The organism is Pseudoalteromonas sp. GABNS16E (assembly GCF_028598715.1).
Taxonomy (GTDB): Bacteria; Pseudomonadota; Gammaproteobacteria; order Enterobacterales; family Alteromonadaceae; genus Pseudoalteromonas; species Pseudoalteromonas atlantica.
Genome location: NZ_JAQREZ010000082.1, coordinates 1 through 12,529, shown reverse-complemented (window position 1 = coordinate 12,529; position 12,529 = coordinate 1). Strand labels below are relative to the sequence as shown.

Sequence of the window (12,529 nt, the reverse complement as noted above, 5' to 3'; positions counted from 1 at the left end):
GGTTCAATCGGCGGATTTACGTAGCTCACTTAAATAGTAAGCACATAGAGCGGGTCATTAGCTCAGTTGGTAGAGCAGTGGACTTTTAATCCATTGGTCGATGGTTCAAGTCCATCATGACCCACCACTTCTAAAAAATCTCAACTCTTCCCTTATTTTATTTAAATCAGCTTCTTATTTTTATTTATAAACAGCATGCCCAGATAGCTGTTATTTGCCCGTGTATTCTCGTATAATTTGCCATAATTAATGCACTGTAGATGAAGTGGTCGAGAACATGAGTCTAGCTCAAACTATTATGCCTGAAGGTTATATCTTTCCTCCTAAGCCAGCGCCGTTAACTAAAGACGAGCAAGGCGAATATAAAGCACGTATTAAACAACTACTGCAAGATAAAAATGCAGTGCTGGTAGCCCATTACTACACAGATCCTGAAATTCAGGCACTTGCCGAAGAAACAGGGGGCTGTGTTGCCGACTCATTAGAAATGGCACGTTTTGGTGCTCGCCACGATGCAGACATGATCATCGTTGCAGGCGTACGTTTTATGGGTGAAACCGCTAAAATTTTAACGCCAAACAAAACGGTAGTTATGCCAACGCTAGAAGCAACTTGTTCGTTAGATATTGGTTGCCCTATTGACGAGTTTTCAGCGTTTTGCGATCAGCACCCTGATCGTAAAGTTGTAGTGTATGCAAACACCTCTACAGCGGTTAAAGCCCGTGCAGATTGGATTGTAACCTCATCGTGCGCGCTTGAAATTGTAGAGCACCTAGATGAGCAAGGTGAAAAAATTATTTGGGGCCCAGATAAACACCTTGGTAGCTACATTCAAAAAAATACTGGCGCCGATATGATCATGTGGAACGGCGCATGTATCGTACACGATGAATTTAAAACAAAAGCGCTTAAAGATATGAAAGCCCTGCACCCAGACGCGGGTGTATTGGTGCACCCAGAGTCACCTGCAGAAATAGTGGCACTAGCAGATGCGGTTGGCTCAACCAGTCAACTAATAAAAGCTGCGCAAACAATGGATAACGATAAGTTTATTGTAGCGACAGACCGCGGTATTTTTTACAAAATGCAGCAGCTATGCCCAGAAAAAGAGTTTTTTGCAGCCCCAACAGCGGGTGAAGGCGCGTCATGTAAAAGTTGTGCACATTGCCCGTGGATGGCAATGAATGGCTTAAAAGCGATTGAAGAAGCTCTGATAGACCCTCGCGGTAAAGAAGTGTTTGTAGATATGGACTTACGCGAAGGCGCGCTCAAGTCACTTAATCGCATGTTAGACTTTACAGCTAGCATGGCTAAGTAATTAGCCTAATGTATAAAAAACGGTTAAACCCTAAGGTTTAGCCGTTTTTTATGCCTAAAGTAAATTGCTGATTGATTATTAGACACTTAACAGCACAAACTTAAAAAGACCTTGCACCTGTGTAACCTATTTCATACTATAACGCGCTGTTGCTAAGCAACACCGTGGAGGAATGGCTGAGTGGCTGAAGGCGCACGCCTGGAAAGTGTGTTTAGGTTAATCCCTAACGAGGGTTCGAATCCCTCTTCCTCCACCATTATTCAATATCAGGACGTCTCAGGACGTCCTTTTTTGTGCCTGCAACTATGTTAAATCTGTAGGTTGCAGTTCTATCCTTTCTTAGCTCGTTTTACCAAAGCTGATAGTTTTAATTCGCTTCTATACCAATCGTGTTAGGTTTCTAAACATTTATAGGGATAGATAAATAGAGTGACAACAAGGCATAAATTTCTACATGTAGTTGCTCCACATAAGAAGTTTATAACGCCTTTAACGCTTTATTTAACACACTAAAAAGGCTAAATATTTAAGTCGATTGGTATTAGGATTCTACAAAAATGCACTGCTTAGGCTACAAAAATAAGGAAAGAGTTAAATTAGAGTTGTTAGGAATTACGAATGGGTAGAAAATATCTTTGTTGTTTGGTTCATCAAACTCCCTAGCGTGGCTTCGCGACTTAACCCATCTACGTAAATTTAAAAAATGATAAGAGTAACAAGTTGAGAAATAACATAACACTAAACCTAAACGCCTCGAACGCACTTAATAAATACCTAAAAGCTGATTTACCTCGCTTGCCACATGAGCCAGGAAAACAAGCGGGGGTAAATACCCTGATTAGTGATCAAAATTACTTTAACTGGCAATTGCAGATAATTGATAACAGCTATAAATCCCGTGAAAAAACGATCATTGTTTGTGAAGCGAATAGCCGCTTTACGTTTTTTATACCGGTTAGTTTAAAGCTATCGCAAGAAGAATTAACTCAGCGCTTAGAGTATGAATGGCAGCTAATGATGGCTGAAACGCTTGAGGTGTATCAGTTAATACCACGCAGCGATATTGCGGTGCTGTTGAGTGAACTATCTAAAACAGAGTTTACTCCCCACTGGATTAAAAATACCGATTTGAGTATAAGCGGGCATATTAGCGATGCTGCACTTTGGGTTACTCAAACACTACAAGAAGAGGGGCTTTATGAGTTACCTAAAGACCTTGCCATTGAGTTAGCTATTTATTTAAACACCCAACCTAAACGTATTACAAATAAAGCAATTGGCCGCAAAGAGAAGTTTATACCCATAGAGCGTTTATTACATTATTGCCAATCACTTATCACTGCACGTCAGCTTGATGATGGCTCATCAAACGAAATAATCGATAAAAGTAATATCATTAATTTTAGTGATTATAAAAAAGATTAAAGCCAGCTAGATTAAATTTTCACAAGCTTGTGAAATTATATTTTTTTATAGCATTACAAAAAATAAAGCAGTACTAACAAACACCTAATTATTAGTTAAATTCTTAAGGAACCCTACAGGGAGCGAAAAGTCTTAGACTTAAATATTAACAATTAGCCAGACGTACTTTTTAAGGACATTGGCTTATTGGTACTCAAATAACGCGTTTTCCCATTCTTGAATGATTATTTGGCGCTTCATCTGATCGTCTATCACTAATATTTCTATGCCAAGGGGGATGGGGCGAAGCTGACCTTCTGATATATCAAGTAAATGTTTTTGTTTAATTCTTACTTCGTTATTTATTGGCTCAAAATTAGTAAAGTTGGCCATGTCTGTTTGCCCTTGTACAGACACTAAGTAATCAATAAATAGCTGTGCGCCAATTACATTTTTAGCATGTTTAGGAATAATGGCGCTGCGCATAATAACCGAGGTGTAGTCTTTAGGTTGCACCACAATAATATTAGGGTGCTGCGCCGCCCATGTGCGCGCATAAGAGCTTAATATGTTATAGCCAACAGTGAGCTCACCCGTTGAAAGTGCCTTGAGTATGTCGGCGCTGCGTCTAAATACACGCGTACTGTGATAGCCAAACGATTCAAGCATTCGGCCATAGCTTGAGCTTTGCTCGCGGTCATGAGCCCACAGCAAATAACCTATGCCCACTTGAGTGATATCATAAATGCCAATGCGGCCTTTAATTTGCTCACTGCGCCTACGAATTAGCTCTAATAATTCGTTGCGGCTACTTGGTGCGACCTCTGCGCCTAAAAATTCTTTATTAAATGCAATTACCGCTGTTTCATAGGTAAAGCCAAATACTTCATTTCGCCATTTAGCCCATGCAGGAAGCTTGTTTGTTTGCTCAGAGCTGTAAGGTTGTGCGTAACCGTCGTTAACTAACTTTACCTGCAAGTTCATTGCTGAACTTAATAATACGTCGGGCGGGTTTTTAACATCGGCTAAAAATTCGCTATATACTTCGAAAGTACTCAGCTCGTAGTAGTCAATTTGTACAAAAGGGTATTTTTTTGAAAGGCCGATAAAAAAGGGGCAATTTCCATTTTATCAGCGCCGCCATATATTTTAAGCACGGATTTATTTTCGCTTTGTGCCGGAAATACTAAAGGGGTTTTTGCAGCAACGAATGGCGAGCCTACAAAGCACGTAAAAACAACGGCAATATAAATCTGCGATAAAAATTTCAATGTTCGTCCTCGGTCAGCATTAACGGAAAGTTTATTTCAAAAATAAGCCCCGACGGGCTGTTATCAAGCAGCTTAATAGCAGCGTTATGATGCTCTGCTACCTCTTTAGCAATGCTTAAGCCTAAGCCACTGCCGGCACGTGGGTCGCCTTTACTTTTGTAAAACCGCTCAAACACATGTTGTTTTTGCGCATCGGGTACACCTACGCCTTGATCAGCCACGCATAAACGGGCTATGTAACCACTGTCTGTACTGTGAAGCTCAGTAGAGACATTAACTTCTTTGTGTTGCGGGCTAAATTTAATCGCGTTTTCTAAAATGTTGCGTAGCATTTGGCTAAGTGCAAACGAATCGCCATTGATCATTAAATTATCATCACCTTGATATGTGATGATCACGCCGCGTTGAATCGCCGATACCGCTACATCTCTACACACAGACTTTACCAGCTCCGGCAACGAAAGCGTTATTAAAGGCTGGCTATGAAAGCGGTGCGCAAGAGTGGCTTGGTTTAACAGTTGCGTAACGGTGCTGTCGAGTAAATCTGTTGAATATAAAACACGATTTAACTGCTCTGTTCTTATTTTTTCATTGCTTTCTTCAATGGCATTTTGCGCCTGGCTTTTAAGGCCGGCAAGGGGCGTTCTTATTTGATGGGCCACTTCACCGGTAAAGCGTTTTAAATGATTAAGCGAGACTTCTAATTACGATATAAAATGGTTAATGGTTGAAATTAAATCGGCCATTTCTTTGGGAACCGACATATCAATAGGGCGTAGATCAGTGGGGGAGCGCCGACGTATTTTTTTATTTATGCTGTAAATAGGGCGCAAAATTTGATTCACTCCCAGTAATATAAGCACAATAGCTATTACAAACGTTAAAATAACCATTTGTATTACATTTAAATTCATTTCATAGGCGAGCTGATCGCGAGCTTGGGTGGTTTGGCCTATTAAAATATTTACATCAAACGATTCGCCCACTTCATAAAGCTTATCTGAGAGTAAAATAAAGCGGTAGTTTTCGCCTTTGTAATCACCTTCCCAAAATTGTATCAGTAGGTTATCTCGTGGGTCATACTCTGCACGTTGCCACTGAGTGTCGGCTTTTTGCAAAATGTGTTGATATAAGCCATTGTAGCCGGTTAAGTGCTCGCCTTGATTTTGCGTTATTTGATACACCAATCTGTCATTTGAGGCCATCGAGAGAGTTTTGAATGTAGCGCTGGGTAAATCAACAATAATTTCGTGGTAATCAATGTGGGTATTTTCAAAAATTTGTAAAGCTGCACTGGCAAGTAGCCTATCGTATGAAATTTGGGCGGCGTTTTTACTGTAATTATTAGCCATAAAATAGGTTATAAGTGTAATTATAACCATTAAAGCAATGGTTATTGTAAGCAGCTGTCGGCGAATAGAGGGGAGGGTTTTGCTATTCATTAGGCTCTGCTAAAAGATAGCCTAAACCACGCAGTGTTTTTATATCAACACTGCTATTTACCAGCTTTTTACGAAGCCTTGCTACGTAGGTTTCTATGGCGTTGGGGCTAGGTGAGTCGTCAAACGAATATAAGTGATCGAGTAACTCATCTTTATTAAGCACTTTACCTTGATGCGTTAAAAATATTTCTAGTAACCTAAATTCTCGTTGTTTTAAATCAATAAGTTCTTTAGCAATAGTGACCGTGCATGATTTTCGGTCAAAATCGAGATTGCCATAACTTATAATGTCTTTACCTAGGCCTTGGTTACGCCTAAGTAGGGCGCGGCAACGGGCTTCTAATTCGCCAAAATCAAAGGGTTTAGTGAGGTAATCGTCGGCGCCTAAGTCGAGTAATTCTATGCGGTGCTCTACTTGAGCGCGTGCCGTTAAAATTAATACAGGCGTATTTGATGAGCGAGCCCTGAGCTTTTTTAATATTTGCTCACCGTTTAAATTGGGCAAGTTTAAATCAAGTAAAATAAGGTCGTACTCATGGCGTTTTAACAGCGAATTAGCCACATCACCACTGGTTACAAGGTCTATACCTTGGCCCATTTTGGTGAAGCGTTGGCAAATTGCTTCTCCTAACACTTCGTCGTCTTCAACTGCTAAAATTCTCATTAAGCACACCCGCAAAGTCGCAATTAAAAAATATAATTTTAAGTTGTGCAAGACACTAAACAATTACTACAACGTTTACAATACGCAAATACCTTCGTTTATAGCAAGATAAGCTATAGTTTTAATTTAATAGCCAAAAAATACAATTGCCTAAAATGTAATTATCTTGTGACAGGTTTGTGACAGGTTCGCCGTGTAAATTGCAACATGAATAAACTGATACACACTACACACAACTATAAATTTAATTAAACAAGGTAGCGGAGACAACTATGGCTCAACGGTTCTCTAAAATATTTGCAGTAACAGGCGCAGTATTAACTTGTGTTTCTATTCCTTCGTACGCTTCTTTTAATGGGCTTACAGAGCAAGACGAATTTAATATTAAGCTAAGGTCAATTTACTTTGACCGCGATTACGATAACGACGCCAGCGACGACTCAACGTTTGCACAAGGCATAGAGCTCAATTATCAATCGGGCTATTTTAATGACTTAATTAGCATGGGTGTCTCTACTTATACCGTACTTAATTACAACTCAACCGGCAGCGCACAAAATAATATTTTACCCGCTGGGGATGAAAAGGGCGGCGTTGACGATAGTTTTTCTAAATTTGGTCAATATTTTATCGACGTTAAACTTGGCGACAATGGCCATGTAAAAATAGGCGGGCAAAAAACCAAAAGCATGCTGTTAAAAAGCTCAGGTAGCCGCGCAATTCCCAATACTTTTCGAGGCGTATTTGGTGACTACAAGTTTGGTAATACCAAAGTATATGGTTACGCCTACGATAAATGGAGCCGCCGCCACGACGACAAGTGGGAAGATTTTTCTACCGACCAGTCAGATAACGGCGCAATTAGTGTTATTTGGGGTGTGGGCGCAAGCTACAAAAAAGATGCGCTAAAAATAGACGCAGAATATTTAAATTCTCATGACTACTTATCAAAGCTTGGACTTAAAGGCAGCTACGCTATAAAGCTCGATCAAAGTAAGTTAACCCTTTCAAGTGGCGTATTTACCTCACAAGACGATGGCGATTTATTTGTAACCGGCGCAGAGGGTGACGATTTAGATGATGAAGATGCACTCGATGCGGTTTCAGGCGTTACTAAAAGTGAAAACGATGGTTTTGCCTATTACCTAGATGCCAATTGGAAAAAAGATATTTGGACACTAGGCGCCGCATTTACCAAAGTGAATGATGCCTGGATTGAAGATAACTTTAGTGGCGATCACGGGACTAACCCGTTTCCCACGCGCTCATTAATTGGTGCCGATTTAACAAACCAAAATGAGTCAACTTGGTAGACTCGCTTAGGTGTTGACCTAAAAGCAGTGGCAGCAGGTTTAACCACAAAGTTCTATTACACCAGCGGCAGCGATGCAGAAAACTCAAGTTTGGGTAAGGCAGGTGGCACAGCCGATGAATAATATTGGGCCATTGATACACGCTACAAAGTAGCGGCTGTAAAAGGCTTAAGCCTACGTTGGTTATTTTTAGATTACACCACAGATGAAACTGGCAGTGTTGATGGTGTAAAAGGAGATAGAGCAGATCACCGTGTATATGTAGATTACACCATTAAGTTTTAAGAACTACACCTTATTAAAATTTCAAAAGTAGAGATAAAGTTACACTATTAAAAATGCGGCTAAGTTGTATTCGTTTAAGCCGCATTTAAAACTGCCCCTAAATTAATACTTTCTCTTTTTAGGAATTTTTAACTGGCTTTCAAATTCATCAGGAAAAAGCATCGTGCCGTCGCCCTCTTCGGTAGGGAACACCGCAATCAGTAGGTCGTCTTCTTCAAGGCCGGGTGTCCAGCGGCTAAACCAATCTTTTGTCGGAATGGCTTTTGGTGTACAGCCTTCCCATTCGCCCGTGGCCCAAGCTTGTGCAAAATCGCGGGTTGGCCACACAGGTACACAGTCGTCATCTTCGTTGGCAAGCATTACGCAGCCATCATCGTCGTTTAAAATCCATACTTGTTTGTACTGTTGTACGGTTTCAAACATAAAAGCGAGTCGTTTTTTTGCCCCTAGCCCTAAAATTACGGTTTGTTCTTCAGTCGCATTTGCAGTTGTCATAATTGGCTCACTCTTTATTGCTTCAAATTTGAATTTTACTGTTACAAGTATATCGAGTTATGTGATAGTGTGTTGAAAAATTATTATTTAACCTGAACTCTGGGTAATAAATCTATCTCTAGCAGCTATTTTAAGCGCTAACTGTGTTGAATTTACTGAAAATCTCTGGCTAGAGAAAATAAGCTTAACTATCATCATGATAAAATATGTTAGTAAATCTCTTAACCGAGTTCAGGTTATTTAATTTTGTAATTCAGATCTGTTTTGGTACTCCCTAAGTATATTTGAGCGAGCATTCTAAACTGCCCTTGAATGTTGTTAAAAAGGCCGCATCTCATATGTATACTCTTACTGAAGGATTTAACAATGACCACAGATTTACTGGCCCCGTATAAATTAAACGACTCACTTGAACTTAAAAATCGCGTTTTTATGGCGCCTTTAACCCGTTGTATGGCTGATGATAATTTAGTACCTACGCAAGATATGGTCGAATATTATGCGCGCCGTGCCGATGCCGGTTTAATTATTAGCGAAGCCACTATTATTCGCCCAGATGCACAGGGCTACCCAAATACACCGGGGTTATTTACCAGCGAGCAAATTCAAGGTTGGAAAAAAGTAACCGACGCCGTACACGCCAACGGCGGTAAAATGTTTGCACAGCTTTGGCATGTTGGGCGTGTTGCTCACCCTCACTTTTTTGATGGCGAAGTATTAGCGCCATCGGCAATTGGTGTTGAAGGCTCTGTACCACGTATGCGCGAGCTGACGTACATTACGCCAAAAGCGGCCACTAAAGAGGATATTAATTCACTGATAGCCGACTTTGCTAAAGCGGCCGAAAACGCCATTGAAGCTGGTTTTGATGGTGTAGAAATTCATGGCGCAAATGGTTATTTAATTGATCAGTTTTTACATTACGCTGCAAATGAGCGCACAGATGAATATGGCCAAACACCTGAAAATATGGCGCGTTTTGCAATAGAAGTGACCGATGCGGTTATTAATGCAGTAGGTAATGAGCGTACGGCAATTAGGTTATCGCCAGGTGCTTATTTTAATATGGAAGAGGATAAGCGTGATAAAGCGGTATTTGATTATTTATTAGCGCAGCTAGATGACAAAAAGCTGGCTTACATTCATGGCGGTATTTTTGATGACAGCACTCAATTTGACTCTTTAGAAGGTAAAACAACCTCGCAGTATTTGCGCGCTAACACTAAAACCAGCCTTGTAGGGGTAGGTAGCTATAGTTTTCATGATGCAAAACAAGCAATAAACAATGACCAGTTTGATTTAATTGCGATTGGTCGTCCATTTATTGCTAATCCAGATTACATTAGTAAAGTGGCTAATAATGAAGAGCTTGTTGCTTATAGTGACGAGATGTTAGCTAAACTATTCTAATTAATTAGGGCGTGTTGACCTTTGGCGTTTGAATTTGCAGCAGTGTGTTTGGTTTTTAGGCAAGGCAGAGCCTATGAAGTGTGGTTACTCCCCATTAATAGGCGATAACGCAGCATAAATGCCAAACATGCGCTGCCCTTCGGGTTCTGCCTAGGGGCGATAAACTCTTTGTTACTCGGTTTTTACTTAGCCCACTAGGTTACAAACCTCGTGCCGCGATTTAATCACCCCTAGATTGAACAAATTTCAATCCGCAAAGATCAACACGCCCTAGTATTTATATATAAACCAGCCTAGGTTTTTGTACTTAGGCTGACTTACAAATGACATAACAAAGCCATAAAAACCCCACATTTTTTTAACCCCCCTGTAAATAAACTTCATTTTTGTTGTCATAATTCGAAATCATACTGTGCCCGCTTTCATAATTACTTTAGATAATTAAAACCAAACGGGATCACAATGTACGCTTTAACTAATAAATCGATTTTGAGCATGGCAATTGCTATGGCTGTATCAACGTCAGCTTATGCAAATGACAACGAAATAGAAGAAATAACCGTTACTGCAAAACCAACCAGTTACGCAAATAATGTGATTGAGCCTGCAATGCTTGATCAACAAACAACGGTTTCGAGTGTGTTATCGGTTATCGATAACTTACCTGGCATTAGCATAAACGAAGGCGATGCATTTGGTGGCGATGACTGGTCTACCACAATTACTATGCGTGGTTTTAGTATTGACTCAAACCAGCAGCAATTAGGGATGACCGTTGATGGTATTCCTAACGGTGGCTCAAACTATGGTGGTGGCGCTAAAGCAAACCGTTACCTAGACACTGAAAATTTAGCCACTGTACAAGTAGGCCAAGGCACCTCAGATATTAAATCGGCATCGCTTGAGGCACTAGGCGGTACATTTAACTTTGTAAGTAAAGCGCCAAGTCTTGATAGCAGCACCACTTTTGCTTACACCTCGGGTAGTCACGATGCGACCCGCTTTTACGTTAAGCACGAAACGGGTACTTTATTTGATAATACACAAGCGTATATAAGTTACTCACAAACTGATACTAGCCGCTGGATTGGCTCGGGTAGCAACGGCGGAAAAGATAATCAACACGCAGAGCTTAAATTTGTAACAACGCTTGCTGATTTAACAATTACAGGGCGTTTATCTTACGATGATGTAAGCGAGACTAACTACAACAGTGTAAGTCTTGCGCAATTTGAACAAACGCCAGAGTGGGATCAGTTAACGTGGAACTGGACAGGCGTTCCACATTACGACCAAATGTTTGCTGAGGGCTGGGGTACACTGCGTGAAAATACGTTAGCGTATTTAAAGTTTGAATATGCACTTTCGCCAACATCGCTTATTACAGTGAGCCCTTATTATCATAAAAACTCGGGCCGTGGCGATTGGATCCCACCGTATTTAACAGCTCCAGTAGATGAAAACGGCAACCCAACCACAGAGGGCGGCACTAACGCAGGCTCTTACGGTTTTGTAGATAGCGCAGGTAACGCACTTGCACCAAACGAAGGTTGTACGGCAAGTTTAAGCTGGCCGTGGGAGTCGGGCCCTGGTTTAAACCCAGCATGTTACGATTATACGGCAATACCTGTAATGTCGTATCGTCATACGCATTACAAAAAAGACCGCTTAGGGGTAACTGCCAACTACCAAGCTACGTTTGGCATGCACGACATAGAAGCCGGTTTTTGGTATGAGCAAAGCGACCGTGACGAGTCTCGCGATTGGCACAAAGTAATTAATGCCAGCATTTACCATCACTTTGATAGCACGCCATACTGGACCCAGTATAAAAACACCTTTGAGACCGACACCCTTAAATGGTACGCGCAGGATTCAATGGCCCTTGGCGATTTCACGCTTAACGTAGGTGTTAAAAAGTACCTTGTTGATATTGAAAAGTACGACCATTATCAAAATGCCACAACCGCTAAAGTTAATAGCGACTCTGATGTGTTATTTAGTGGTGGTATTTTGTATCAGCTAAATAACTCAACCGAGCTATTTACCAGCTACAGCGAAAACTTTGCTGCTATTAAAGACGGGGTGCTTGAGCGCGACAGCTCTGATTTATCAGCCATTGAAGCTGAAACCGCTGAAAACATCGATTTAGGTGTACGTTATCAAAATAACGCGCTAAACCTGACCGCAACAGCGTATTCAATTGAATTTGATAACCGTATTACGTTTATTGCCCCAGGTAGTGACACCGGCGGTATTGATTACACCATAGGTACAAATGGCTCTTACTTAAACGTAGGGGGTATTGAATCGCAAGGTTTAGAGCTGTCGGTAAGTTACATGCTAAGCCCACAATGGAGTGTATATAGCTCGTACACGAATAATGACTCAGAGTACAAAGGCGATGCACCCGGGTTTGAAGCCGGTGAAAAAGTAATAGACTCAGTAGATGACTTATTTGTGCTATCGACCGATTACTTTAGCGGTGATTTCCGCTTTGGTTTATCGGCTAAATACACCGGTGAGCGTGGCGAAGTTGATGGCTATACCGTGGTTGATTTAAACGCAGGTTACGCAACCGATATAAACGCAGGACCATTTAAAGCTATTGATGTTGCCTTTGTTGTTTATAACGTTACCGATAAAAGCTATTTAGCGGGTGGTACGGGTAATGGCAGCACTTACTTTATTGGTGCGCCACGTACAGCAGCACTGACGTTATCGGCTACGTTTTAATAGCCATAATGTACAGTAAATAATTAAAAGCCCATCTTTGATGGGCTTTTTGTTAAAGGTACACTGTCTTGTCCTGAAATGTGTTTACACATTTAGGACTTATTTTATGAAAACCACTAAAACTAAAGACGTTAAGCGTACTCAGCGAGATTATACATTAGGCTTTAAATTATCTATTGTTGAGCAAGTAG

The 12,529-nt window shown here is 40.9% G+C and carries 11 protein-coding genes, 2 tRNA genes and 1 pseudogene; 7 read left to right on the top strand and 7 right to left on the bottom strand.

Going from position 1 to position 12,529, the window contains the following annotated elements:
- The first annotated feature begins 51 nt into the window (after positions 1-51).
- The 4 genes from PSI06_RS19830 (at position 52) to PSI06_RS19815 (ending at position 2,743) form a co-directional block, all read left to right on the top strand.
- Positions 52-127 (top strand) — tRNA-Lys (locus PSI06_RS19830).
- A 150-nt stretch (positions 128-277) separates the two neighbouring features.
- Complete coding sequence (gene nadA / locus PSI06_RS19825; protein ID WP_004589501.1) at positions 278-1,318, top strand: quinolinate synthase NadA; 1,041 nt, start codon at positions 278-280, stop codon at positions 1,316-1,318.
- 166 nt (positions 1,319-1,484) lie between these two features.
- A tRNA-Ser gene (locus PSI06_RS19820) sits at positions 1,485-1,574 on the top strand.
- Positions 1,575-2,038: 464 nt separating this feature from the next.
- Positions 2,039-2,743: an amino acid adenylation gene (locus tag PSI06_RS19815; RefSeq protein WP_273604713.1), complete on the top strand. Its 705-nt coding sequence runs from the start codon at positions 2,039-2,041 to the stop codon at positions 2,741-2,743.
- A gap of 183 nt (positions 2,744-2,926) precedes the next feature.
- Here PSI06_RS19815 and PSI06_RS19810 read toward each other — a convergent pair whose 3' ends face one another.
- The 6 genes and pseudogenes from PSI06_RS19810 to PSI06_RS19790 all read right to left on the bottom strand — a co-directional run bounded on the left by PSI06_RS19810 (position 2,927) and on the right by PSI06_RS19790 (position 6,099).
- Positions 2,927-3,781: an ABC transporter substrate-binding protein gene (locus PSI06_RS19810; RefSeq protein ID WP_273604714.1), complete on the bottom strand. Its 855-nt coding sequence runs from the start codon at positions 3,779-3,781 to the stop codon at positions 2,927-2,929.
- Positions 3,778-3,993: a hypothetical protein gene (locus tag PSI06_RS19805; RefSeq protein WP_273604712.1), complete on the bottom strand. Its 216-nt coding sequence runs from the start codon at positions 3,991-3,993 to the stop codon at positions 3,778-3,780. Before PSI06_RS19805 ends, PSI06_RS19810 begins: the two co-directional genes overlap by 4 nt.
- Complete coding sequence (locus PSI06_RS19800) at positions 3,990-4,451, bottom strand: sensor histidine kinase (RefSeq protein ID WP_337944440.1); 462 nt, start codon at positions 4,449-4,451, stop codon at positions 3,990-3,992. Before PSI06_RS19800 ends, PSI06_RS19805 begins: the two co-directional genes overlap by 4 nt.
- Positions 4,452-4,505: 54 nt before the next feature.
- Positions 4,506-4,661, bottom strand: a pseudogene (locus PSI06_RS21540) (histidine kinase dimerization/phospho-acceptor domain-containing protein); the annotation flags it as partial.
- Between the two features lie 36 nt (positions 4,662-4,697).
- Complete coding sequence (locus tag PSI06_RS19795; RefSeq protein ID WP_273604710.1) at positions 4,698-5,435, bottom strand: sensor histidine kinase; 738 nt, start codon at positions 5,433-5,435, stop codon at positions 4,698-4,700.
- Entirely contained in the window at positions 5,428-6,099 is a 672-nt protein-coding gene (locus PSI06_RS19790; protein ID WP_029774040.1) for a response regulator transcription factor, read from the bottom strand. Before PSI06_RS19790 ends, PSI06_RS19795 begins: the two co-directional genes overlap by 8 nt.
- Positions 6,100-6,371: 272 nt before the next feature.
- On the opposite strand from PSI06_RS19790, the gene PSI06_RS19785 reads away from it, so the two are divergent.
- Positions 6,372-7,412: an OprD family outer membrane porin gene (locus tag PSI06_RS19785; protein ID WP_273604709.1), complete on the top strand. Its 1,041-nt coding sequence runs from the start codon at positions 6,372-6,374 to the stop codon at positions 7,410-7,412.
- Positions 7,413-7,799: 387 nt separating this feature from the next.
- Here the strand turns inward: PSI06_RS19785 and PSI06_RS19780 are convergent, their stop codons facing one another.
- Positions 7,800-8,192: a DUF2750 domain-containing protein gene (locus PSI06_RS19780; RefSeq protein WP_273604708.1), complete on the bottom strand. Its 393-nt coding sequence runs from the start codon at positions 8,190-8,192 to the stop codon at positions 7,800-7,802.
- A 366-nt stretch (positions 8,193-8,558) separates the two neighbouring features.
- On the opposite strand from PSI06_RS19780, the gene PSI06_RS19775 reads away from it, so the two are divergent.
- Complete coding sequence (locus PSI06_RS19775) at positions 8,559-9,602, top strand: alkene reductase (protein ID WP_273604707.1); 1,044 nt, start codon at positions 8,559-8,561, stop codon at positions 9,600-9,602.
- Positions 9,603-10,064: 462 nt separating this feature from the next.
- Positions 10,065-12,338 (top strand): TonB-dependent receptor domain-containing protein, encoded by a 2,274-nt coding sequence (locus tag PSI06_RS19770; protein WP_273604706.1) that lies wholly within the window; start codon positions 10,065-10,067, stop codon positions 12,336-12,338.
- Positions 12,339-12,529 lie beyond the last annotated feature (191 nt).

What these genes read in the sequence shown, in the direction of transcription:
- nadA (WP_004589501.1), top strand. Translation starts at nt 278, where the DNA reads ATGAGTCTAGCTCAAACTATTATGCCTGAAGGTTATATCTTTCCTCCT.
- PSI06_RS19795 (WP_273604710.1), bottom strand. Translation starts at nt 5,435, where the DNA reads ATGAATAGCAAAACCCTCCCCTCTATTCGCCGACAGCTGCTTACAATA.
- PSI06_RS19790 (WP_029774040.1), bottom strand. Translation starts at nt 6,099, where the DNA reads ATGAGAATTTTAGCAGTTGAAGACGACGAAGTGTTAGGAGAAGCAATT.
- PSI06_RS19785 (WP_273604709.1), top strand. Translation starts at nt 6,372, where the DNA reads ATGGCTCAACGGTTCTCTAAAATATTTGCAGTAACAGGCGCAGTATTA.
- PSI06_RS19780 (WP_273604708.1), bottom strand. Translation starts at nt 8,192, where the DNA reads ATGACAACTGCAAATGCGACTGAAGAACAAACCGTAATTTTAGGGCTA.
- PSI06_RS19775 (WP_273604707.1), top strand. Translation starts at nt 8,559, where the DNA reads ATGACCACAGATTTACTGGCCCCGTATAAATTAAACGACTCACTTGAA.
- PSI06_RS19770 (WP_273604706.1), top strand. Translation starts at nt 10,065, where the DNA reads ATGTACGCTTTAACTAATAAATCGATTTTGAGCATGGCAATTGCTATG.